The organism is Actinosynnema sp. NPDC091369 (assembly GCF_044757065.1).
GTDB lineage: Bacteria > Actinomycetota > Actinomycetes > Mycobacteriales > Pseudonocardiaceae > Actinosynnema.
This window is the reverse complement of record NZ_JBIVUG010000004.1, coordinates 287,073-309,255: the sequence shown is the minus strand read 5'-3', so window position 1 is coordinate 309,255 and position 22,183 is coordinate 287,073. Positions and strand designations below refer to the sequence as shown.

Annotated in this window: 19 protein-coding genes; 11 read left to right on the top strand and 8 right to left on the bottom strand. The window is 73.0% G+C overall.

The annotated features are described in order from the left end of the window. Complete coding sequence (locus ACIQMJ_RS17930; RefSeq protein ID WP_499762081.1) at nucleotides 1–468, bottom strand: GNAT family N-acetyltransferase; 468 nt, start codon at nucleotides 466–468, stop codon at nucleotides 1–3. Between the two features lie 233 nt (nucleotides 469–701). Here ACIQMJ_RS17930 and ACIQMJ_RS17925 point away from each other — a divergent pair, with 233 nt between their 5' ends. The 5 genes from ACIQMJ_RS17925 to ACIQMJ_RS17905 all read left to right on the top strand — a co-directional run bounded on the left by ACIQMJ_RS17925 (nucleotide 702) and on the right by ACIQMJ_RS17905 (nucleotide 7,294). Then, the gene (locus ACIQMJ_RS17925; RefSeq protein ID WP_499762080.1) at nucleotides 702–1,889 is read left to right on the top strand and encodes a S8 family peptidase; all 1,188 of its coding nucleotides are present in this window, start codon (nucleotides 702–704) and stop codon (nucleotides 1,887–1,889) included. A 297-nt stretch (nucleotides 1,890–2,186) separates the two neighbouring features. Next, nucleotides 2,187–3,971: an aspartate--tRNA ligase gene (gene aspS, locus ACIQMJ_RS17920; protein ID WP_499762079.1), complete on the top strand. Its 1,785-nt coding sequence runs from the start codon at nucleotides 2,187–2,189 to the stop codon at nucleotides 3,969–3,971. A gap of 4 nt (nucleotides 3,972–3,975) precedes the next feature. After that, on the top strand, nucleotides 3,976–4,917 hold the full coding sequence (locus ACIQMJ_RS17915; RefSeq protein WP_499762078.1) for a DUF389 domain-containing protein: 942 nt from the start codon (nucleotides 3,976–3,978) through the stop codon (nucleotides 4,915–4,917). Between the two features lie 112 nt (nucleotides 4,918–5,029). Then, nucleotides 5,030–6,229 carry a hypothetical protein gene (locus ACIQMJ_RS17910; protein ID WP_499762077.1) on the top strand — a complete coding sequence of 400 codons (1,200 nt, stop codon included), beginning with the start codon at nucleotides 5,030–5,032 and terminating at the stop codon, nucleotides 6,227–6,229. Nucleotides 6,230–6,457: 228 nt separating this feature from the next. Further along, complete coding sequence (locus ACIQMJ_RS17905; RefSeq protein ID WP_499762076.1) at nucleotides 6,458–7,294, top strand: GDSL-type esterase/lipase family protein; 837 nt, start codon at nucleotides 6,458–6,460, stop codon at nucleotides 7,292–7,294. Here ACIQMJ_RS17905 and ACIQMJ_RS17900 read toward each other — a convergent pair. The 5 genes from ACIQMJ_RS17900 to ACIQMJ_RS17880 form a co-directional block, all read right to left on the bottom strand. Next, complete coding sequence (locus ACIQMJ_RS17900; RefSeq protein ID WP_499762075.1) at nucleotides 7,279–9,075, bottom strand: ArnT family glycosyltransferase; 1,797 nt, start codon at nucleotides 9,073–9,075, stop codon at nucleotides 7,279–7,281. The genes ACIQMJ_RS17905 and ACIQMJ_RS17900 overlap by 16 nt on opposite strands. A gap of 29 nt (nucleotides 9,076–9,104) precedes the next feature. After that, nucleotides 9,105–10,313 carry a bifunctional glycosyltransferase family 2/GtrA family protein gene (locus ACIQMJ_RS17895; RefSeq protein ID WP_499762074.1) on the bottom strand — a complete coding sequence of 403 codons (1,209 nt, stop codon included), beginning with the start codon at nucleotides 10,311–10,313 and terminating at the stop codon, nucleotides 9,105–9,107. A 38-nt stretch (nucleotides 10,314–10,351) separates the two neighbouring features. Beyond that, a complete protein-coding gene (locus ACIQMJ_RS17890; RefSeq protein WP_499762073.1) occupies nucleotides 10,352–12,145 on the bottom strand; it encodes an ArnT family glycosyltransferase in 1,794 nt (597 codons plus the stop codon). A 139-nt stretch (nucleotides 12,146–12,284) separates the two neighbouring features. After that, on the bottom strand, nucleotides 12,285–13,745 hold the full coding sequence (locus ACIQMJ_RS17885; protein WP_499762072.1) for a sensor histidine kinase: 1,461 nt from the start codon (nucleotides 13,743–13,745) through the stop codon (nucleotides 12,285–12,287). Continuing rightward, nucleotides 13,723–14,463, bottom strand: coding sequence for a response regulator transcription factor (locus ACIQMJ_RS17880; protein WP_499762071.1), 741 nt, complete (start codon nucleotides 14,461–14,463; stop codon nucleotides 13,723–13,725). The genes ACIQMJ_RS17885 and ACIQMJ_RS17880 overlap by 23 nt, the downstream gene beginning before the upstream one ends. 148 nt (nucleotides 14,464–14,611) lie before the next feature. Between ACIQMJ_RS17880 and ACIQMJ_RS17875 the strand changes: the two genes are divergently transcribed. From ACIQMJ_RS17875 to mug, 4 genes are read left to right on the top strand one after another with little or no spacing between them, the layout of a single operon-like run. Then, complete coding sequence (locus tag ACIQMJ_RS17875; RefSeq protein WP_499762070.1) at nucleotides 14,612–15,184, top strand: DUF5666 domain-containing protein; 573 nt, start codon at nucleotides 14,612–14,614, stop codon at nucleotides 15,182–15,184. A 10-nt stretch (nucleotides 15,185–15,194) separates the two neighbouring features. Further along, the gene (locus ACIQMJ_RS17870) at nucleotides 15,195–15,851 is read left to right on the top strand and encodes a copper resistance CopC family protein (protein ID WP_499762069.1); all 657 of its coding nucleotides are present in this window, start codon (nucleotides 15,195–15,197) and stop codon (nucleotides 15,849–15,851) included. A gap of 27 nt (nucleotides 15,852–15,878) precedes the next feature. Beyond that, nucleotides 15,879–17,678 (top strand): bifunctional metallophosphatase/5'-nucleotidase, encoded by a 1,800-nt coding sequence (locus tag ACIQMJ_RS17865; RefSeq protein WP_499762068.1) that lies wholly within the window; start codon nucleotides 15,879–15,881, stop codon nucleotides 17,676–17,678. Then, nucleotides 17,675–18,184: a G/U mismatch-specific DNA glycosylase gene (gene mug / locus ACIQMJ_RS17860; RefSeq protein ID WP_499762067.1), complete on the top strand. Its 510-nt coding sequence runs from the start codon at nucleotides 17,675–17,677 to the stop codon at nucleotides 18,182–18,184. Before ACIQMJ_RS17865 ends, mug begins: the two co-directional genes overlap by 4 nt. Here mug and ACIQMJ_RS17855 read toward each other — a convergent pair. Next, the gene (locus ACIQMJ_RS17855; RefSeq protein ID WP_499762066.1) at nucleotides 18,161–18,667 is read right to left on the bottom strand and encodes a DUF742 domain-containing protein; all 507 of its coding nucleotides are present in this window, start codon (nucleotides 18,665–18,667) and stop codon (nucleotides 18,161–18,163) included. The two genes, mug and ACIQMJ_RS17855, sit on opposite strands and share 24 nt — an antisense overlap. A gap of 303 nt (nucleotides 18,668–18,970) precedes the next feature. On the opposite strand from ACIQMJ_RS17855, the gene ACIQMJ_RS17850 reads away from it, so the two are divergent. Then, on the top strand, nucleotides 18,971–19,192 hold the full coding sequence (locus ACIQMJ_RS17850) for an RNA-binding S4 domain-containing protein (RefSeq protein WP_499762065.1): 222 nt from the start codon (nucleotides 18,971–18,973) through the stop codon (nucleotides 19,190–19,192). A gap of 75 nt (nucleotides 19,193–19,267) precedes the next feature. Further along, nucleotides 19,268–21,187 carry a tetratricopeptide repeat protein gene (locus ACIQMJ_RS17845; RefSeq protein ID WP_499762064.1) on the top strand — a complete coding sequence of 640 codons (1,920 nt, stop codon included), beginning with the start codon at nucleotides 19,268–19,270 and terminating at the stop codon, nucleotides 21,185–21,187. Here the strand turns inward: ACIQMJ_RS17845 and ACIQMJ_RS17840 are convergent, their stop codons facing one another. Beyond that, nucleotides 21,188–21,715 carry a hypothetical protein gene (locus ACIQMJ_RS17840; RefSeq protein WP_499762063.1) on the bottom strand — a complete coding sequence of 176 codons (528 nt, stop codon included), beginning with the start codon at nucleotides 21,713–21,715 and terminating at the stop codon, nucleotides 21,188–21,190. Nucleotides 21,716–22,183 lie beyond the last annotated feature (468 nt).

Sequence of the window (22,183 nt, the reverse complement as noted above, 5' to 3'; positions counted from 1 at the left end):
CTACTGCTCGGCGAGGTGGGCCTGGGCCTGGGTCGACGGGGCGAGCACGTGGCGCATCACGAGCTCGCCGCCGTCCACCTCGCCGGTGTCGGTGAAGCCGAACGCCGCGTACAGGCCGCGGGCCACCGCGTTGCCCGGGACGACGCTCAGCACCAGCTCGGTGCGGCCCTCGGAGCGCGCCACGTCGGCGATCGCGGCCAGGCCCTTGCGGCCGAGCCCGCGGCCCTGCGCACGCCGGTCGACCATGAACCGCACCACGTGCAGCGCCTCCGGCCGGTCGCGTTCGAGGAGGGTGAACCCGACCAGCTCCTCTCCGCTGAACAGCGCAAGGGGTTGCAACTTCGGGCGGTAGATCCACGCGTCCGCGATCGACTTCAGGTTCGTCGCGACGAACGCCCGCTGCTCCTCGTGGACCTCCAGGCCGATGACGGCCCGGTAGTTGTCCTCGGTGACCGGTTCCAAACGCATGTCCGGACGGTAGCGCCGCCGTCACGCGAGCGCTCTCGGATTATGGGAACACGCAGGTCAGGCGGTTTATTAACGCTGTGGGTTCAACTGGCAAATGTTCACACTTCCGAGTTAACGCCTCCGTTGCCTACTTTGGTGACTGTCAGCGAGGGCAAGGTGGCCCAATGTCACCCCCGAGCCCTGCGAAGCTCCTCGGGGTGCGTTGGGGCCACCGTTCGAAGAACGGAATCCGCATGCGACAGTCACGACAGGCCCGGTTCCTGGCCGGCGTCGGGGCGACGGCGCTCGCCGTCACCGCGACCTCCCTGTTGGCCGCCCCGGCGCAGGCCGCCGAGGGCGAGATCCGCGCCGCCGACGCGGCCCACAAGGTCCAGAACCACTTCATCGTGAAGCTCAAGGACGGCACCTCCGCGTCCGCCGAGGGCCTCGCGGGCCAGTACGGCGGCAAGGTCGACACCGTGTTCCGCAGCGCGCTCAACGGGTTCGCCGTGTCGCTGCCCGAGTCGGCGGCGAAGCGGCTCGCGGCCAACCCGGCCGTCGAGTACGTCGAGCAGGACCAGGTCTTCACCATCCAGGCCACGCAGACCAACCCGCCCTCGTGGGGCCTCGACCGGATCGACCAGCGCAACCTGCCGCTGGACTCCGCCTACAGCTACACCTCCACCGGTTCGGGCGTGAACGTCTACATCATCGACACCGGCGTGCGGATCAGCCACAGCACCTTCGGCGGCCGGGCCCGCAACGGCTACGACGCCGTGGAGAACGACAGCGTCGCCCAGGACGGCAACGGCCACGGCACGCACGTCGCCGGCACCATCGCGGGCAGCCAGTACGGCGTTGCCAAGGGCGCCACCGTCTACGGCGTGCGCGTGCTCAACAACGCGGGCAGCGGCACCACCGCCGACGTCATCGAGGGCATCGACTGGGTGACCAACAACCACGTCAAGCCGGCCGTGGCCAACATGAGCCTCGGCGGCGGCGTGTCCACCACGATCGACGCGGCCGTGCGCCGGTCGATCTCGGCGGGCGTCACCTACGCCATCGCCGCGGGCAACAGCAACGCCAACGCGTCCAACTACTCCCCGGCCCGCGTCAGCGAGGCCATCACGGTCGGCGCGACCACCAACACCGACGCCCGCGCCAGCTACTCGAACTACGGCTCGGTGCTGGACATCTTCGCGCCGGGCTCGTCGATCACCTCGGCGTGGAACACCAGTGACACCGCCACCAACACCATCAGCGGCACCTCCATGGCGACGCCGCACGTCGCCGGCGCCGCGGCCCGCTACCTCCAGGGCAACCGCTCGGCCACCCCGGCCCAGGTCGCCAGCTACCTGGTCGGCCAGTCGACCCCGAGCAAGGTGACCAGCCCGGGCACCGGTTCCCCGAACCGCCTGCTCTACCTGGCGCCCAGCGCCTGATCACCGCTGCACGCGAGCCGGGGCCGTCACCTCTCCGAGAGGGGGCGGCCCCGGCTCTTCGTGTGCTCCGACCTGCGCATTAACGGTCTGCTCAGGGTCCGTTCGGCCCTCCTGCGCACACTGGTGCCGCGGCAGCCTGGGGGCAATCCCGGTAGGTGGGCTGAGGGGGAGGGCCACCGCTCCCACGCGGGTGGGGAAACCTGGTGGCGTCGGGCACCGGGTCGTTGGCTAGCCTTGACGACCAGTCGTCAGTTGAGCCGACCCCCAGAGAAGCAAACACCGAGGAGAGCAGTTCCCGTGATGCGCACGCACGAGGCCGGGAAGCTCCGCGCCGAGCACGCCGGGCAGTCCGTCACCCTGACCGGGTGGGTGGCCCGCAGGCGCGATCACGGTGGCGTGATCTTCATCGACTTCCGGGACGCCTCCGGCGTGGCGCAGGTCGTCTTCCGCGAGGGCGAGATGGCCGAGCGGGCGCACAAGCTGCGCTCGGAGTTCGTGGTCAAGGTCGTCGGCGACGTGACCCGCCGCCCCGAGGGCAGCGAGAACCCGGACCTGCCCACCGGTGAGATCGAGGTCTACGCCAGCGAGCTCGAGGTCCTGAACGAGTCCGCGCCGCTGCCGTTCCAGCTGGACGAGCACCTGGAGGTCGGCGAGGAGGCGCGCCTGCGGCACCGCTACCTCGACCTGCGCCGCAGCGGCCCGGCGAAGGCCATGCGGCTGCGCAGCGAGACCAACCGGATCGCCCGCGAGGTGCTGCACGCGGAGGACTTCGTGGAGGTCGAGACCCCCACGCTGACCCGCTCCACCCCGGAGGGCGCGCGCGACTTCCTGGTGCCCGCGCGGCTGCGGCCCGGCTCCTGGTACGCGCTGCCCCAGTCGCCGCAGCTGTTCAAGCAGCTGCTGATGGTCGGCGGCCTGGAGCGGTACTACCAGATCGCCCGCTGCTACCGGGACGAGGACTTCCGCGCCGACCGGCAGCCCGAGTTCACCCAGCTCGACATCGAGATGAGCTTCGTCGAGCAGGACGACGTGATCGCGCTCGGCGAGAAGATCGTCTCGGCGCTGTGGCGGGAGCTGGCCGACCACGAGATCGCCCGGCCGTTCCGCCGCATCTCCTACGCCGAGGCGATGGCCAAGTACGGCACGGACAAGCCGGACCTGCGCTTCGACCTCGAGCTGACCGAGCTGACCGAGTACTTCAAGGACACCCCGTTCCGGGTGTTCCAGGCGGCGTACGTGGGCGCGGTCGTCATGCCCGGCGGCGCGTCGCAGCCCCGCCGCACGCTCGACGCGTGGCAGGAGTGGGCCAAGCAGCGCGGGGCCAAGGGCCTGGCGTACGTGCTGGTCCAGGAGGACGGCACGCTCGGCGGCCCGGTCGCCAAGAACCTGTCCGACGCCGAGCGCGACGGCCTGGCCAAGGCCGTGGGCGCGAACCCCGGCGACTGCGTGTTCTTCGGCGCGGGCGACCCGGACGGCGCGCGCGCCCTGCTCGGCGCGGCCCGCGTGGAGATCGCGCACCGGGTCGGCCTGATCGACCCCAACGCCTGGTCGTTCGTGTGGGTCGTGGACTTCCCGATGTTCGAGGCGGTCGACAAGATCGGCGACGACGTCGCGGTCGGCAGCGGCAAGTGGACCGCGCTGCACCACGCGTTCACCTCGCCGACGCCGGAGTGGATCGACCGGTTCGAGGAGGACCCGGGCAACGCGCTGGCCTACGCCTACGACATCGTCTGCAACGGCAACGAGATCGGCGGCGGGTCGATCCGTATCCACCGCGCCGACGTGCAGCAGCGGGCGTTCCAGGTCATGGGCATCACGCCCGACGAGGCGCAGGAGAAGTTCGGCTTCCTGCTCGACGCGTTCAAGTACGGCGCGCCGCCCCACGGCGGCATCGCGTTCGGCTGGGACCGCATCGCCATGCTGCTCGGCGGGTACGACTCGATCCGCGAGGTCATCGCGTTCCCGAAGAGCGGCGGCGGCTACGACCCGCTGACCGCCGCGCCCGCGCCGATCACCGCGCAGCAGCGCAAGGAGGCCGGCGTCGACTTCAAGCCCGCCCCGGCGGACAAGCAGGCCCAGTAGCACCGTGCTGCACCTGCGCGCCATCTGCCCGGTCGAGCGCACCGACGCGGTGCTGGCCGCGCTGCGGGAGCACTCCGGCGTCACGCACGTCGTGGTGCTGCGCGGCGCGGCCGTCGACCCGGTGGGTGACGTGGTGGAGTGCGACGTCGCCCGGGAGGCCACCGACCCCGTGGTGGCCTCCCTGTGCGAGCTGGGCGTCGACCGGGACGGCGGCGTCACGCTGGAGCAGATCGACACCGCCCTGTCCGACGCCGCCGACCGCGCCGAGGAGGCCGCGCCCGGCGACGGCGCGGACGCCGTGGTGTGGGAGGAGCTGCTGTCCCGCACCGGCGAGGAGTCCCGGCTCAACGCCACGTTCCTGGCGTTCCTGACCATCGCGTGCCTGCTCGCGGCGGTCGGCGTGGTGACGAACTCGCCGATCACCATCGTCGGGGCGATGGTCGTCGGGCCGGAGTTCGGCCCGCTGGCCGCGATCGCGGTCGGGCTGGTGCTGCGGCGCTGGGACCTGGTGCGCCGGGCCGCGCTCGCGATGGCGATCGGGTTCCCGGTGGCCATGCTCATCACCGCCGTGGCGGCGTTCGCCGGGTCCTACACCGACCTGTTCGACCGCGACATGGTGCTGTCCGCGCACGAGGTCGACTTCGTGTTCCAGGTCGGGCCGTTCTCGTTGATCGTGGCGCTGCTCGCGGGCGCGGCCGGGATGCTGTCGATGACGTCGGCCAAGTCGGCGGCGCTCGTCGGGGTGTTCATTTCGGTCACCACCGTGCCCGCCGCGGGCTACGCCGCGGTGGCCGCCGTTCTCGCCGAGTGGGACATATGCCTCCGTTCGGTTGCACAGCTCGCGGTGAACCTGGTGGGCATCGTGGCGGCGGCGGCGCTGGTCCTGGCGTTGCGCAACCGCCGCGGGCAGGTCCGTGACCTGGGACGACCGCTCGCCAACGGTTGACCGCGACGGGATTTCCACAAAAGGTGGAGCCGGGCGGTCCGTGAGCACTACCGTCACGGTGCCCGGACGGGTTCTGTCAGGACGGTCGGCACCGGGAGTAGGGTCGGAGGGGATGAGCGTGGAGATCACCGCCGGCCCGCAGGACATCGACGACGCTGCCCCCTCCGAACTGGACGACGCGGTGGCAGCGGCCGAGTCGGTGTTGAGCGGCAGGTTCGGCGCACCGGTTCGGCTGGCCGACCCCGAGGACCTCGGGGGTGCCGGCCGGTCCGTCGTCGCCCGCGTCCGGGTGGCCCACACCCCGTTCTCCCTGCCCCGCACGCTCGTGGTCAAGCGCTACCCGTCGCCGGTGGCCGACCGCGACCCGTTCGCGCACGAGGTGGTGAGCCACAAGCTGCTCACCGCGCTGCCGTCCGAGGAGCGCCTGACGCCCGAGCTGGTCGCGCAGGACAACGCCAAGCGGCTCGTCGTGCTCGAAGACCTGGGCAAGGCGCCGCGGCTGGCGGAGAAGCTGCTCGGCTCGGACGCGCGGGCCGCCGAGCGGGGGCTGCTGTCGTGGGCGCACGCCATGGGGCGGCTGCACGCGACGACCGCCGGGCGTGACGCGGACTTCGACGCGCTGATGCGCCGCCAGGGCTCGCAGTGCTGCGCCGACCCGATCGTGGTGGACGTGCACACGGCGTTGGCCGGGCTGCCGGAGCTGCTGGTTGAATCGTTGGAAGTCGACACGCCCGACTCCGTGCGCACCTTCGCCGAGCAGGCCGTGCGCGGGTTCGTCACGTCGCGCCGTCGGGCGTTCAGCCCGTCCACGTCGTGCCCGGACAACCACCTCGTGACCAGCAAGGGCGTCCGGTTCCTCGACTTCGAGGGCGGGTGCGTGCGCGACATCGTGTTCGACGCGGCGTGCCTGCGGGTGCCGTTCCCGTCGTGCTGGTGCGCCTACGGGCTGCCGGCGGGGATGTCGGAGGCGATGGTCGCGGCGTGGCGGGCCGAGGTGTCGTCGGTGTGGCCGGACCTGGACGACGACGCGGTGTTCCTGCCCCGGCTGCTGGAGGCGCAGCTGCTGTGGGTGTGGCTGGGCACGTGGCGGGGGCTGCCGGGCCTGGACTCGGCCCTGCCGTCCGGCCACCGCCCCCTCGACTCCCCGCCGCGCGTGGTCGTGCTGACCTCCCGGTGGGTGCGGCTGCGGTCCGACGCGCTGGCCGCGGGCGCGAAGCACATCGCCGCGCACGCCGACGACGTGATCTCGGCCCTGGTGGGACGCTACGGCTCCCGGGCCGCTGACCTGCCGCTCTACCCGGCATTCCGGTAGAAGCGGTCTCCCGGCGCTGGGGAGTGGGTGCTCGGGAGCAGGCGCTGCGGCTCGGCCGCTGATGGCTCGGCCGCTGGTGGAGCGGGTGCTGGTGGGCTGGGGAACACGCCCGCACCCGGGGTGCAGGTAGGGCCGACCCCGGTTCCGGTACTGCCGCTGTGCCCGGCATTCCGCCCGCGTTGGGCTGCTCGTCCTCGGCGCGTCACGTGGCTGCGCGATCGTTCCCCCGTGGCCAAGACGGTGCGCAGCCTGGTGGTCCTGGGCGATTCGACGACGGTGGGCGTGGGTGACCCCGTGCCCGGTGGGTGGCGTGGCGTCGGCCCGCTGCTCGCGGCGGCGATGCCGCACGCGCGGTACCTGAACGTGTCGTTCACGGGTGCCCGGGTGGCGTCGGTGCGCTACCGGCAGTTGCCGGCGGCGCTGGCCGCGCAGCCGGACGCGGCCGTGGTGCTGGTCGGCATGAACGACATCCTGCGCTCGGACTTCGACGGGCGGCGGGTGCACGTCGACCTGGACGCGGTCGTCGGGGCGTTGGTGGCGGCGGGGGCCGCGGTCGTCACGGTGCGGTTCCACGACCACAGCCGGGTGTTCCGGCTGCCGGGCGCGTTGCGGCGGGCGTTGCGGGCGCGGATCGGGGAGCTGAACGGGGTCGTCGACGCGGTGGTGCGGCGGCACGGCGTCGAGTGCGTCGACCTGGACCTGCTGGACGGCGCGTACTCGCCGGAGACGTGGGCGGTGGACCGGCTGCACCCGTCGGAGGCGGGGCACCGGCGGTTGGCGGCGGCGTTCGCGGCGCGGTTGGCGCGGGCGGGCTGCGAGGTGCCCGGCCGGGTGTCGCCGACCTGCACCGGCGGGATCGAGGTGACGCCGTTGCACCACCTGGGTTGGCTGGTGGTGAAGGGCGTCCCGTGGCTGTGGCGTCGTGGCCGCGACCTGGTGCCGTACGCGGCCACGATCCTGTACCGCTCGTGGGCCGGTCGCCCCGAACCCGCCCGGTACGTCGCGGCGGAGGCGGTGGTCGGGCCGACCACCGCCGCGCCGGCCCTGCGTCAGCCGAGGTCGTAGACGGTCGACCCGCCGACGTCCACGGCCTCGTAGTTCGCCGCGACCCACTCGCCGATCGCGTCCTGCCCCCGCATGCCGCCGCCCATGCCGCCGGTGACGAAGTAGCCGATCCGGCCGTCCGCGACGTAACGCTGGAACTCCTCCAGCGTCGGCGCGGGGTCGCCGCCGCTCCAGCCGCCGATGCCGATCACCGCCTTGCCCGAGTCCAGCGACAGGGTCGCCGCGCTCTGCGCGCTCACCGTCGCCGCCGCCCACGTGCCGGTGGTGGCCTTGAGCAGCTCGACCAGCTCGTCGGACGTCGCGCCCATCGGCCCGCCCATGCCCCCGCCGTCACCCGCGTAGGACGCCGGACCGGACATCGGGATGGAACCGGCGTGCGGGGTGGCGGCGGTGGCCACGCCGAACGCCGCGGTGGAGACGACCGAGGTGACCACCGCCAGCGCCGCGACCCGGCGCACGCCCATCACGACCGCCGTCGCCACCAGCACGGTCAGCACCGCCACGACCCAGCGCAGCGCGGGCAGCCACTCACCGAACCGCTGGAGCAGCGCGAAGCCCCAGAACCCGGCGGCGGCGACCATCGCCGCCAGCGCGACGCGCACCGGCAGGTGCCTGCGTCCGCGCCACATCTCCCGCCCGGCGATGGCGACGAGCGCGGCGACGCCGGGCGCGACGGCGACCGTGTAGTAGGGGTGGGTGATGCCGCTCATGAAGCTGAAGACCACCCCGTTGCCGAGCACCCACAGCCCCCACATCACCAGCGCCGCGCGGGTCCGGTCGGTGCGCGGCAGCCGGCGGGTGAACCACAGCCCCGCCACCACCCCGATGAGCGCGGCGGGCAGCAGCCAGGAGATCTCGCCGCCCATGCTCGCGCCGAACAGCCGGCCGATGCCGGTCTCGCCGCCGAAACCGATGGTGGCGTTACCGCCGCCCGCGACGACGCCGCGACCGCCGCCGAAGATCCGGCCGAGGCCGTTGTAGCCCATGGCCAGCTCCCACAGCGAGTCGTTCGACGACCCGCCGATGTACGGGCGCGACCCCTCGGGCCACAGCTCGACCAGCGCGATGAACCACCCGGCGGACACGACCACCGCGGCACCCGCGCCGAGCAGGTGCAGCACCCGCTTGAGCAGCGTCGTCGGCGCGGCCAGCAGGTAGGCGGCGGCGAACCCGGGCAGCACCAGGAACGCCTGCCCCATCTTGGCCAGGAACGCGAACCCGATCGCCACGCCCGCCAGCGCGAGCCACCACCCGGAGCCCTTCTCCAGCGCCCGCACGGTGCAGTAAGCCCCGGCCACCATCAGCAGCACCAGCAGCGCGTCCGGCAGGTTGAACCGGAACACCAGCACCGCGACCGGTGTCACGGCGAGCGCCGCGCCCGCCATCAGCCCGGCCACCGCCCCGGACGTGCGCTTCACCGCGGCGTACAGCAACCACACGGCCAGCACGCCCTCGATCGCCTGCGGCGCGAGCACGGTCCAGCTGGAGAACCCGAACAGCCGGGCGAACAACCCGCTCACCCACAGCGCGGCGGGCGGCTTGTCGACCGTGATCACGCCACCGGCGTCCAGCCCGCCGAACAGCCACGCGGTCCAGCTCTGCGCGCCCGCCTGGGTGGCGGCGGCGTAGTAGCCGTTGCCCCAGCCGGAGGCGGTGATGTCCCACAGGTACAGCACCGCCGTGCCGACCAGCAGCACGACCAGCGCGGGTGCGGTCCGGTTGCGCCCCGACGGCGGCGCGTCCGAGGTCGGTGCGGGTGCGGTCAGGGTTGCGGTGGTCATGGAAGGGGTCCCCGAGGTCGACGGTGTGGTCATGAGGTGGCCTTCGCGGCGCGGCGTGGCCGGAAGACCCAGTTGCGCAGCAGCAGGAAGCGCAGCACGGTGGCCAGGAGGTTCGCCCCGACGACCGCGACCAGCTCGGCCGGGCCGCCGGGCGCGGCGAACAGGTGCAGCAGGGCCAGCGATCCGCTGGTCAGCGCGAGGCCGAGGGCGAAGACGAGCAGGCCCTCGAACTGGTGGCGGCCCGCGCCGCGCCGACCGCGCACGCCGAAGGTGAACCGGCGGTTGGCCGCGGTGTTCGCGATGGCGGTCACCAGCAGCGCCACCAGGTTCGCACCCTGCGCGCCCAGCCCGCCGCGCAGCGACACGAACAGCAGCAGGTAGGCCAACGTGCTGATCACGCCGATCGCGCCGAACCGGACCAGCTGCTTGAACAGCCCGGCGGGCACGCCCGGCGTCTGCGGCTCCAGCGGTCGCCTGCCCAGCTGGGCGCGCAGCTCGCCGACCGGGATGCGCCCGGTGACCAGGCCGCGCGCCACCCGCGCCACGCCCTTCAGGTCGGCCACCGCGGTCGAGACGATGTCCACCCGGCTGTCCGGGTCGTCCACCCAGTCCACCGGCACCTCGTGGATGCGCGCGCCGGCCCGTTCGGCGAGCACCAGCAGCTCGGTGTCGAAGAACCACCCGGTGTCCTCGACGTGCGGCAGCAGCCGCCGGGCCACGTCGGCCCGGATCGCCTTGAACCCGCACTGCGCGTCGGTGAACCTGGTCGCGAGCGCGCCGCGCAGGATCAGGTTGTAGCAGCGGGAGATGAACTCGCGCTTGGGCCCGCGCACCACCCGCGCGCCGCGGGCGAGCCGGCTGCCGATCGCCAGGTCGGAGTGCCCGGAGATCAACGACGCCACCAGCGGAGCGAGGGCGGCCAAGTCGGTGGACAGGTCGACGTCCATGTACGCCAGCACGGCGGCGTCCGACGCCGTCCACACCGCCTTCAACGCGCGCCCGCGCCCCTTCTCCGCCAGGTGCACCGCGGCCACGGCGGGCAGTTCGCGGGCCAGCTCGTCGGCGACGGCGCGCGTCGCGTCCGTGCTCGCGTTGTTCGCGATGGTGATCCGGAACGGGTAGGGGAACGTCCGCGTCAGGTCGGCGTGCAGCCTGCGCACGCAGGGCGCGAGGTCGCGCTCCTCGTTGTGCACGGGCACCACCACGTCGAGCACGGTGGTCGTCGTGAGCGTGGTCATGGGGCCACCCTCGGGCGCTTGGCTGGGCGGTTCGTGTGTCATCGCTGTGCGCCCGCTGTGAGGTCGTAGACGGCCACGCCGTCCACCTCGGCCGCGGTGAACGTCTCCGCGACCCAGTCGGCGATGCGCTGGGAAGCGTCACTGCCGGTCTCCGCGGGCATCAGCGCGCCCCCGAGGAAGTAGTGGACGCGTCCACTTCGGACCAGTTCCTGGAACTCTTCCAGCGTGGGCGCGGGATCGGTGCCGTTGAACCCGCCGACGGCCATCACCGGCTCGCCGCTGCCGAGCTGGTACCCGGCCGCGTTGTTCGACCCCACGGCCGCAGCCGCCCAGGTGAAGCCCTCGTTGTCCCGCAACAGCTCCACCAGCGCGGCACCCGGTGTCGGCGCGCTGAGCAGGCCGCCCATCCCGCCACCGCCCTTGACGGTGTTCGCGGCCCCGCCGGGACCCACGAGGACCAGCCCGCCGGGCCGGTTCGCCATCACGGGACCCGCGCTGGGGATCGCGCCCGAGTGCGGTGTCGCCGCCGTGGCCGCGGAGTACGCGCCGGGCCCGAGCAGCGCGGCGACCACGGCCACCGGCACCACCGCGGCGGCGGGCGCGGTCGCGGCGAGGAACAGCCCCACCGCGCCGACCAGACCCAGCACCAGCACGACCGCGGCCAACGCGGTGGACCAGTCCAGCAGCAGCAGGTAGCACTGCAACGCCGTCACGGCCATCGCGCCCGACAGCACTGCCGCCGCGACCGGCTCGTGCCGCCTGCGCCACAACGCGACCGCGCCGATCCCGATCAGCGCGCCGATCGCCGGCGCCAGCGCCACCGTGTAGTAGGAGTGGATGATGCCGTTCATGAAGCTGAACACCGCGGCGGTGACCAGCAACCAACCGCCCCACAGCGCGAGCCCGACCCGGTCGCCGGCGCGCCCGGCCCACCACCCGGCGATCAGCAGCACCAGCGCGGTCGGCAGCAGCCAGGCGATCTGACCGCCCATCTCGTCGCCGAGCAGCCTGCTCCACCCGGCCGAACCCCAGCCGCGCCCGCCGCCGACGCTGCCGACCTCCTCACCGGTCAACCGGCCCAACCCGTTGTAGCCCAACGCCAGCTCCAGCACGCTGTCGGCCTGCGAGCCGCCGATGTGCGGCCGGGAGCCCGCGGGCGTCAGCTCCACCGCCAGCACCCACCAGCCGCCGGCGACGACCACCGCGCCCAGCGCCGCGGCCAGGTGCCCCACCTTGCGCAGCAGCGGTGCCGGCGCGAACGCCAGGTACGCCACCCCGAACGCGGGCAGCACCAGGAACGCCTGGAGCATCTTGGCCAGGAACGCGAAACCCACCGCCACCCCGGCCGACGCCAGCCACCACACCGAAGCCTCCTCGGTGGCGCGGACCGTGCAGTAGGCGCCCGCGACCAGCAGCAGCACCATCAACGCGTCGGGGTTGTTGAACCGGAACATCAGCACCGCCACCGGCGTCAACGCCAGCACCGCGCCCGCGATCAGCCCGGCGGCCTCACCGGACGTCCGGCGCACGGTGGCGTGGAGCAGCCACACGCTCGCCACGCCCATCAACGCCTGCGGCACCAGGATGCTCCAGGCGTTGACGCCGAACAGCCGGGCCGACAGCCCCATGACCCACGTCGCCGCGGGTGTCTTGTCGACGGTGATCGAGCCGGCCGCGTCGGTCGCGCCGAAGAACCACGCGTGCCAGCTCTCGGCGCCGGCCTGCGCGGCGGCGGAGTAGTAGGCGTTGGCCCAACCGGAGTCGCCCAACCGCCACAGGTACAGCGCCGCCGTCCCGACCAGCAGCAGCAACAGGGGGAGTCTCGCTCGCATGGGGTCGAGCCTGTCGGCGCGGGCTGGGCGGTCCTTGTGCCCCGGCTGTGAGCGGGCTGTGCGCGATCACCCCGCCGTGATCGCCGGACCCGTGATCGCCGGACCTGTGATCACCGCCGCCGCGATCACCTCACGGCGGTCAGCGCGGCAGGTGCACGGTGAACGTGGTCCGGCCGGGCGTGCTCGCCAGCCGCACGGTCCCGTGGTGCGAGGCCACCACGGCGGCCACGATCGACAGGCCGAGCCCGGTGCTGCCCGCCGCCCGCGACCGCGACGTGTCGCCCCGGCTGAACCGCTCGAACACCTCGCCCTGCAACCCGGCCGGGATGCCGGGGCCGTCGTCGCTCACCGACACCCGCACCCCGCCCTCCACAGTGGACAGCGTGGTGGTGACCGTGGTGCCCGGCGGCGTGTGCGTGCGGGCGTTGGACAGCAGGTTCGCCAGCACCTGGTGCAGCTTGTGCGCGTCACCGGTCACCTCGACGGCGTCGGGCGGCAGCTCCATCCGCCACTCGTGGTCCGGTCCGGCGATGCGGGCGTCGCTGACCGTGTCGACCACCAGCCGGGAGAGGTCCACCGGTTCGCGCGCGAGCGGACGTCCCGCGTCCAGCCGGGCCAGCAGCAGCAGGTCCTCCACCAGCGACGTCATCCGCACCGCCTCGGACTCGACCCGCCGCAGGGCGTGCCCGATCGGCGGCGGCACCTCGTCGGACGTGCGGCGGGTCAGCTCGGCGTACCCGCGGATCGCGGCCAGGGGGGTGCGCAGCTCGTGACTGGCGTCGGCGACGAACTGCCGGACCCTGGTCTCGCTGGCGTGCCGGGCCTCCAACGCGCTGCCCACGTGCCCGAGCATCCGGTTGAGCGCCAGGCCGACCTGGCCGACCTCCGTGCCCGGGTCGGCGTACTCGTCGGGCACCCGCTCGGCCAGCGCCACCTCGCCCTCGTGCAGCGGCAGCTCGGCGACCCGGCTCGCGGTCGCGGCCACCCGTTCCAGCGGGCGCAGCGTGCGGCGCACGATCAGCGCGCCGGCCAGGCTCACCGCGACCAGCCCGGCCAGCGCCACGCCGCCGAGGATCCAGCCCATCCGCCACACCGTGGCGTCGACGTCGGCCATCGGCAGGCCGGTGATCACCTTCGTGCCGGTGGGCGTGGTCGTCGCGATCAACCGGTGGTCGCCCAGCTCCTCGCCCAGCCACACCGTGCGCGGCCTGCCGTCCGCGGGCACCGCCTCGGCCAGCGCCGTGACGTCGGTGGACAGCCTGGTCCGGTCGCCGCTGCCCCGGTCCAGCCGCTCGGCGTTGGTGCCGCCGTCGGGGTGCTTGATCAGCACCAGCGTGCCCGGACCGAACCCGGGTTGGCCCAGCGGGTCGGCCAGGCCCGGGAACGGCGGCGGTGGCACGTCCCGCCGCACCTTGGTGGTGGTGTCGACCAGCTGGTCGTCCAACCGGGCGATCAGGGTGTCCCGCAGCGCGAACCCGGTCGCCACGCCGATGATCGCGCACACGACCGCCAGCAGCACCACCTGCGCCGCCACCAGCTTGGTCCGCAGCGGCCAGCCCGCCGTCCGCGACGGCCGCTCAGGGCGAGGGCTTGAGGACATAGCCCGCGCCGCGCATCGTGTGGATCATGGGGGTCCGGCCCGCGTCGATCTTCTTGCGCAGGTAGGAGATGTAGAGCTCGACGATGTTGGCCTGGCCGCCGAAGTCGTAGCTCCACACCCGGTCCAGGATCTGCGCCTTCGACAGCACCCGCCGCGGGTTGCGCATCAGGAACCGCAGCAGCTCGAACTCGGTCGCGGTGAGGTCGATCGACGTGCCGCCGCGGCGCACCTCGCGCGTCTCCTCGTCCAGCACCAGGTCGCCGACGACCAGCTCGGTGCCCGCGGTCGCCTCGGTGACGCCGGTGCGGCGCAGCAGGCCGCGCAACCGCAGCACGACCTCCTCCAGGCTGAACGGCTTGGTCACGTAGTCGTCGCCACCCGCGGTGAGCCCGGCGATCCGGTCCTCCACCGCGTCCTTGGCGGTGAGGAACAGCACCGGCAGGGCGGGCACGTCCGCGCGCATCCGGCGCAGCACCTCCAGCCCGTCGAAGTCGGGCAGCATCACGTCCAGCACCACCACGTCGGGCCGGAACTCGCGCGCGGTCCGCACGGCCGACGTGCCGTCCAGCGCGGTGCGGACCTCCCAGCGCTCCATCCGCAACGCCATGGACATCAGCTCGGCCAACGTGGACTCGTCGTCCACCACGAGGACCCGCACCGGACTGCCGTCCGGGCGGCGGAGTTCGGGGGAGGTCCCCGAAGTGGACACTGGGCGCATGCTCCCATCCTGAACCCGGCCCTTGAGCCGGACCTGTGCCGATCCTGTGTACCACCTGTGAAGCGACCCGACCTGCCGCGGCGCACGCACAGCCACCGCCCAACGGCCGCACAGCCGGCTCACAGGCCCGCCCGAGACCGTGGTCGCCATGACTACCGAAACCGAGCAGCACCCGACGTGGGGTGAAGAGCCGCCGCCGCAGGCCGCCGCCGCGGGAACCGGCTGGAACGCCCGCAAGAGCCTCGTCGCGGTCGCCATCGCCGTGGGCATCGCCGCCGTCGGGGGCGGTGTCATCTACGCCGCGGCCAACTCCGACGCGGCCCAGGGCATGGGCGGGCCCGGCGGGTACGGCAGGCCCAACGGCGGCCTGATGATCATGGGCGGGCCGTTCGGCGACACCCAGCACGGCGAGTTCCAGAACGGCGAGGTCACCGAGGTCGGCGACACGTCCATCACGGTCAAGAGCGCCGACGGGTTCAGCGAGACCTACAAGGTCGACGACGACACGCGCGTCAACGGCGGTCAGAACGACCTCGACGACATCGAGCAGGGCGACGTCGTGACCGTGATCGCCACCGAGGACACCGACGGCGAGGCCACCGCGGACAGCATCATGAAGGGCGACGTGCAGCGCGGCGGCCCGCAGCAGCGGCAGAACGGCGGCCGGCCGCCGGCCCAGCCGGGCGCGACCGACCAGCAAGGGACCCCGCCGACCCGGTAGAACTACCGGTATGACCCGACTGGCGCTCTCGGCACTGCTGGCGGCTGCGGCCCTGATCGGCGTGGCGACCCCGGCGTCCGCCCACACCGACCTGCTGTCCAGCGACCCGGCCAGTGGCGCCTCGGTGCCGCAGCGGCCGACCCGGCTCACGCTGACGTTCACCGAACCGGTGCCCGCCGAGAGCGCCGCGGTCACCGTCACCGGCCCGGACGGGGCCGCGTGGCCCACCGGCGAGGTCACCGCGAGCGGCGCGACGTTGACCGTGCCGCTGGCGGAGAGCACGTCACCCGCCGGGCAGTACACCGTGTCGTGGACGGTCGAGTCGCTGGACGGCGACTTCGTCGACGGCACGTTCGCGTTCACGCTGACCGCGCCGCCGGTGACGCCGCAGCCACCGGCCGCGACCACGCCCGCCGCGCCGCCCGCCGTGACCTCGGCGGACGCCGCGCCCACCACCGCCTCGTCCGCCACCACCGGCTCGGTGGCCACGCTCGACGCGCCGGCCACCCGGACCTCGACCCCGCCCGCCACCTCGTCCGGTGACGACGACGGCGGCGTGCCGCTGTGGGTGTGGATCCTGGTCGCGGCGGTGCTGTCGGTGATCGGCATCGCGGTCGGCGTGGGCCTGAAGAGGCGCGCGAAGAGCGGCGGCGAACCGGCCGAGTAGTCAACGGTCAAGGGCTACGGTCCCCCCATGACGGGATCTCCCTTGCACCGCCGTGCCCTGCTCACCGGCGGCGCCGCGGCCGTGCTCGCCACCGCCGGGTTCCGCGCCGCCGCCCACGCCGCGCCGGACGACCGGGCCGGCGGGCGGCGGTTCACCCTCACCGTCCTGGGCACCACGGACCTGCACGGCAACGTGTTCAACTGGGACTACTTCGCCGACCGCGAGTTCGACGACACCGCGCACAACGACGTGGGCCTGGCGAAGCTGTCCACGCTGGTGAAGGCCGTGCGCCAGGAGCGCGGCGCGCACCGGACCCTGCTCATCGACGCGGGCGACACCATCCAGGGCACCCCGCTGGCCTACTACTACGCCAAGGTCGAGCCCATCGGGCGCCGTCGCGTGCACCCGATGGCCGCCGCGATGAACGAGCTCGGCTACGACGCCGCCGCGCTCGGCAACCACGAGTTCAACTACGGCATCCCCCTGCTGCGGGCGTTCGAGAAGCAGCTCGACTTCCCGCTGCTCGCCGCGAACGCGATCGACTCGGCCACCGGCGAGCCCGCGTTCCGCCCCTACGTGATCAAGACCGTGTGGCGCACCGGTGCCGCGCCGCTGCGGGTCGGCATCCTCGGCCTGACCAACCCGGGCATCGCGATCTGGGACAAGGCGCACGTGGACGGCAGGATGACGTTCCCCGGCGTGCTCGAGCAGGCCCGCGAGTGGGTGCCGAAGGTGCGCGCGGCCGGCGCGGACCTCGTGGTGGTGGCGGCCCACTCGGGCGCGGACCTGTCGTCGTCGCTGGGCGACCTGCTGCCGTTCCCGGAGAACTGCTCCGCGCTGGTCGCCGAGGAGGTGCCGGGCATCGACGCGATCCTCGTCGGCCACGCGCACACCGAGATCGCGCAGCGGTTCGTCACCAACAAGGCCACGGGCAGGCAGGTGCTGCTGACCGAGCCGCTGTTCTGGGGCAAGCGGCTGAGCCTGATGGAGTTCGACCTGGCGTGGACGCCGGGCCGGGGCTGGCGCGCCGAGGCGTCCCGGGCGCAGGTGCTCAACACCAACACCGTGCCGGAGGACCCGGCCATCGTGCGCCGTCTGCGCGACGACCACGAGAAGGTGGTCGCCTACGTCAACTCCAGGATCGGCACGTCGAAGTCGGCCATGTCCGCCGCGACCGCGCGGTACGAGGACACCGCCGCGCTCGACTTCGTCAACCTGGTGCAGGGCGAGGCGCTGAAGGCGTCGCTGACCGAGCCGCTGCCGGTGCTGTCGCTGGCCTCGCCGTTCAACAAGGCGGCGGCGATCCCGGCGGGCGACGTGTCGGTGCGCGACGTGGCCGGGCTCTACGTCTTCGACAACACGCTGCTGGGCGTGCGGCTCACCGGTGCTCAGCTGAAGGACTACTTGGAGCGGTCCGCAGGGTACTTCAAGGCCGTGACGACACCGGGACCGCACCAGCCGGACGCGCTGACCAACGCGGGCGGCACGCCGGACTACCTGTACGACGTGGCGGCGGGCCTGGACGCGCCGCTGACCTACGACATCGACCTGGCCGAGCCGGTCGGGCAGCGGATCACCGGGCTGGCCTACGACGGCGTGCCGGTCGCGGCCGACCAGGCGTTCGCGGTGGCGGTGAACAACTACCGCCAGTCAGGCGGCGGCAACTTCCCGCACGTCGCGACCGCGCCCGTGCTGCACAACCGGCAGTTGGAGATCCGGCAGCTGATCATCGACTGGGTCCAGGCGCGCGGCGAGGTCGACCCGGCCGCGTTCCACCGCGTCGACTGGCGGCTGGTCGTCGGCGGCGTGCCGGTGGTGGTCGGGTGACGCTGCCGGACGTCCTCGGGCCGGGGTTGGACGTGCTGTTCTGCGGCATCAACCCCGGCCTGCTGTCGGCCGCCAAGGGGCAGCACTTCGCCCGGCCGGGCAACCGGTTCTGGCCCGCGCTGCACCGGTCCGGCTTCACGCCGCGCCTGCTGACGCCCGCCGAGCAGGACGAGCTGCCCCGGTACGGGCTGGGCATCACGAACCTGGTCGACCGGCCCACGGCGCGGGCCGACGAGCTGACCCCGGAGGAGCTGCGCGCCGGTGGCGAGCGGTTGACCGCGTTGGCGCGCGAGTACCGGCCCAAGGTGGTGGCGGTGGTCGGCGTGACCGCGTACCGGGCGGCGTTCGGGCGCAAGGCGGCGGCGATCGGCCCGCAGGAGGAGACGATCGCGTCGTCGCGGCTGTGGGTGCTGCCGAACCCCAGCGGGCTCAACGCGCACTACCAGCTGCCCGCCCTGGCCGAGGTCTTCGGCCGGTTGCGGTCAGAGGTTGCGCAGGCCGACTAGCACCCGTTCCAGCAGGGTGAGGTCCGGTCCGCCGGGCGCCGCGGCGTTGTCGTGCACGGCGACCACGCCCATCGAGATCAGGTCGCCCAGCAGCACCCGCGCCACGCCGAGCGGCACCGACAGCAGCGCCGACACCTCGGCGACCGACCTGGGGTAGTTGGCGCACAGCTCCACGATCGACCGCTGCTCGGCGGTGCTCTCCCGCATGGCGATCGCGATGCCGTTCTCCTCCAGCGAGACCAGCGTCTCCAGCCTCAGGTCGTGGCTGGAGGACGTGCGGCCACCCGTCCACGCGTAGGGGCGGACCAGCGGGCCGGAGAACTCCTCCACGTCGGGCTCGGGTTCCCGGGTGGACGGCACGGCCGGCATGGGCGGCGGGTCGAAGCGGAGGTCGCGGTCGAACGGGGCGGTGTCCTCCAGCGGCTCGTCCTCCAGGCTGCGCCGCAGCGCCGCCGAGCCGAACCGGGCGCCCGTCGCGCCCACCTCGCCTCGGGACGACCTCCGCCGCCGAGGCGGTTTCGGCGCCTCTGCGGGCTGTTCGTCGAGACTGCGCCGCAACGCGGGGGAGCCGAACCGGGCGCCGGTCGTGCCGACGTCCCCGCGCAGGGACCGGCGGCGTCTGCGCTCGCCGCCGGTCGGCTCCGGGTCAGAGCTGCCTGTGCTCACATTCCGGGAACCGTAGACCGAACCACGTCCGGGGGATGTCGAGCGTGTTTCGAGTGCGTGCAATCCTCGTTAACCAGCGCCAGGTGCGGCGTCGGCGGGCGGCTGGAGGATGATGGGACGATGCGCATCCGCGAGGTCGAGATCTCCGACGACATGATCAGGTTGGGCCAGTTCCTCAAGCTGGCGGGCTTGGCCGACAACGGCGCGCACGCCCGTGACCTGGTCGAATCGGAGGAGGTCACGGTGAACGGCCGGTTGGAGACCCGCCGCGGGGCGCAGCTGCACGACGGCGACGTGGTCGCCGTGGGCGGCGAGAAGGCCCGCCTTGTTACCGGGCGTTAGCGTCCCGCCGGTTGTCCGCGGTTCTGCGTTGTGCACGGGGCGCGGACCGGCTGGAGTCGCGGGCTCGGGGGCGCGGTGAGTCAGATTGGTGAGGCGCACGGCGGTTCGACCTTCTACCAGGCAGGCCGCGACGTCACCGTGCGCGCCGCCCCGGCCGTGCCGGTGATGGAGTCGCTGGCGGCGGGGTCGTGGGTCCGGCGCGTGCCCGTGGTGCCGGGGTCGTTCGTCGGCCGGACGGCGGAGCTGGCCCGCCTGGACGCCGCGGCCACCTCGGGCGGGCGTGCGGTCGTGGTGGCGGTGCACGGGTTGGGCGGCGTCGGCAAGAGCACCCTGGCGGCCCGGTTCGCCGCGGACACCGAGCGGTTCGCCCCGGTCTGGTGGATCACCGCGGACTCGCCCGCTGCCCTGGACACCGGGCTGGCGGACCTGGCGGTCGCCCTCGCGCCCGGGACCGCCGAGCTGACCTCGGAGCACCGGGTCGAGCTGGCCGTGCGCTGGCTGGCCTCGCACGACGGCTGGCTGCTCGTCCTGGACAACCTGACCGGCCCGGCCGACGCGGCGCAGCTCCTGGAGCGCGTGCGCACCGGCACGGTGCTGATCACGTCCCGCCAGGCGGGAGGCTGGCACGGGACCACCGTGGCCGTGGACGTCCTGCCGCCCGCCGAGGCGGTCGAACTGCTGACCCGGATCGTGCGCGACCAGTGGCCCGACGCCGACCTGGCCGACGCCGAACGCCTGTGCGCCGAACTGGGTTGGCTGCCCCTGGCCGTCGAACAGGCCGCCGCCTACCTCGCCCAGTCGCGCATCACCCCGACCGCCTACCTGGACCTGCTCCGCCGCTACCCGGCCCGGATGTTCACCACGACGGCCGAGGGCGGCGACGCCCAACGCACCGCCGCCCGCGTCTGGCACGTCACCCTGGACCGACTCGCCGACACCCCGCTGGCGGGTCACCTGCTGCGCTTCCTGGCGTGGTTCGCCCCCGACGACATCCCACGCCACCTGCTCGACGAGGACGACCCCGACGTGGTGCACGCCCTGGGCAGGCTGGCCGCCTACAGCATGATCACGCTGACCGCCGACACGATCAGCGTCCACCGGCTGGTCCAGGCCGTCACCCGCACCCCGGACCCCGACGATCCCCACCGCCAACCCGGCGACATCACGACCTCCCGTGACACAGCCGCCTTGGCACTCGTGGAGGAGTTGCGGGGAACCGATCCGCAGCTCCCTTCGGACTGGGCGGCGCACCGGAGGGTGCTGCCCCACGCGCAGTCGCTGTTGGACCACACCAGCGGCGACAGGTACGACGTCTTCTTCCTCGCCAACGAACTCGGTCTGTACCTGGTCGGTCAGGGCGACACGACCACTGCGATCGCGCTGCTCACCCGCGCCGTGGACTGCGGCGAACGGCTCCGTGGTCCCGAACACCCGAGCACCCTGACCGTGCGGAACAACCTGGCCACTGCCTACGAATCCGCAGGTGACGCCGGTCGGGCAGTGGAGCTGTGCGAGGCGATCCTGGCCTCTCGGGAGCGGGTGTTGGGTCCCGATCACCCGGATACGTTGTTCTCGCGGAACAACCTCGCCGCTGCCTACGAGTCGACAGGTGATCTCGAGCGGGCGGTGGCGCTGTCCAAGGCGATGCTGTCCGATTGCCTGCGGGTGTTGGGCCCGGACCACCCCACCACGTTGAGTTCGCGCAACAACCTCGCCGCTGCCTACGGGTCGGCGGGCGATCCGGAGCGGGCGCTCCCGCTGTTGGAACTCGTGGTGGCCGATCGGGAGCGAGTTCTGGGTTCCGATCATCCGGACACGCTGCTCTCGCGGAACAACCTCGCGACGGTCCGCAGTTCGGTGGGTGACGTGGACCGGGCAGTTCGGCTGTTGGCCGCCGCGCTCATCGACGCCGAGCGGGTGCTGGGGGCGGGGCACCCCACCACCAGGTTGATCCTCGCCAACCTCAAGGCCGCGAAGGACGACCTCGGCCGCTGATCACGGCGGTGGGGAGCCCTGGCGGCGGTAGGCCCACTCCTCGTGCCAGCAGTGGGGGTAGACGCCGTGGCGGAAGTAGGCGGACACGCCGGTGATCGGGGCCGCCGTCCGGTCGTGGTAGAGCAGCCAGTAGGGCAGGACGGTGGCGACGACCCAGTTGACCACCACCAGCGGCAGGTAGAGCGGGCCGAAGAGGCGGGCCTGGAAGACGTGCACGGCCTCGTGGTCGTCCACGCCCATCGCGATCCCCGCCTGCACGGGGCCGACGGTGGTGGCGAAGCCCTTGATCACGCCGTCGCGCAGGCCCAGCGTGCCCCGGTGCCGGCTGAACGCCGCGTCCACCCGGTTGCCGCGGGCCAGCGCCCAGGCCAGGAACGCGGCGCCGGCCACCGTGTTCGGCAGGCTCCACGTGGCGTCCACCACGGCGAGCCCGACGCCGCGACGACCGCGCGGGTACAGCCGGGTCCGCCACGCCCACACCCCGTGGAACGCGCTCAGCAGCCCGGCGACCACCCACCCGACGACCACCGGACCATTGTGACCCGGGAAGTGGCGACGGTCACTCCGGCCCGGTTCGAGTCCGGTGAAATTCCGAACTCCCCTCACCCGAAGTGTCCGCGCCGTTGCGCCGAATAGCTGCTGCCCCGCTGTGAATGGGTGAGCGCAGTCCGCCACGGTGCGGTCTCGTCCAACGGGTGGGAAGTCCTTTTCGGGATTGTTTCCGCCCGGTTCCGATCCCGGCCGAAAACTCGCTGTAACGGAACCCGTCCCGGAGTCGATGAACGTGTCCGCGCGCCTGCGCGACCACCCACCGGACACTGTGGACCGAGTCGTCCGACGTCGCGGCAAGCCTTTTCCGGGAACGGTGCCGGTGACCCGAGGTCACCTGCCGACCCGGCTCGGTGTGCGCCGGGTGCCGTATCGGGGAATGTCCATCCGGTCGCTGTTCACTGTCCGTGTAACGCGCGCCCGGTGCGCGACGAATGACGGTTTGGC

Bases quoted from the DNA above. Each gene is read 5' to 3' on its own strand.
- ACIQMJ_RS17930 (WP_499762081.1), bottom strand. From the start codon at position 468: ATGCGTTTGGAACCGGTCACCGAGGACAACTACCGGGCCGTCATCGGC.
- ACIQMJ_RS17925 (WP_499762080.1), top strand. From the start codon at position 702: ATGCGACAGTCACGACAGGCCCGGTTCCTGGCCGGCGTCGGGGCGACG.
- ACIQMJ_RS17910 (WP_499762077.1), top strand. From the start codon at position 5,030: ATGAGCGTGGAGATCACCGCCGGCCCGCAGGACATCGACGACGCTGCC.
- ACIQMJ_RS17900 (WP_499762075.1), bottom strand. From the start codon at position 9,075: ATGACCACCGCAACCCTGACCGCACCCGCACCGACCTCGGACGCGCCG.
- ACIQMJ_RS17895 (WP_499762074.1), bottom strand. From the start codon at position 10,313: ATGACCACGCTCACGACGACCACCGTGCTCGACGTGGTGGTGCCCGTG.
- ACIQMJ_RS17890 (WP_499762073.1), bottom strand. From the start codon at position 12,145: ATGCGAGCGAGACTCCCCCTGTTGCTGCTGCTGGTCGGGACGGCGGCG.
- ACIQMJ_RS17885 (WP_499762072.1), bottom strand. From the start codon at position 13,745: ATGTCCTCAAGCCCTCGCCCTGAGCGGCCGTCGCGGACGGCGGGCTGG.
- ACIQMJ_RS17880 (WP_499762071.1), bottom strand. From the start codon at position 14,463: ATGCGCCCAGTGTCCACTTCGGGGACCTCCCCCGAACTCCGCCGCCCG.
- ACIQMJ_RS17875 (WP_499762070.1), top strand. From the start codon at position 14,612: ATGACTACCGAAACCGAGCAGCACCCGACGTGGGGTGAAGAGCCGCCG.
- ACIQMJ_RS17870 (WP_499762069.1), top strand. From the start codon at position 15,195: ATGACCCGACTGGCGCTCTCGGCACTGCTGGCGGCTGCGGCCCTGATC.
- ACIQMJ_RS17865 (WP_499762068.1), top strand. From the start codon at position 15,879: ATGACGGGATCTCCCTTGCACCGCCGTGCCCTGCTCACCGGCGGCGCC.
- ACIQMJ_RS17850 (WP_499762065.1), top strand. From the start codon at position 18,971: ATGCGCATCCGCGAGGTCGAGATCTCCGACGACATGATCAGGTTGGGC.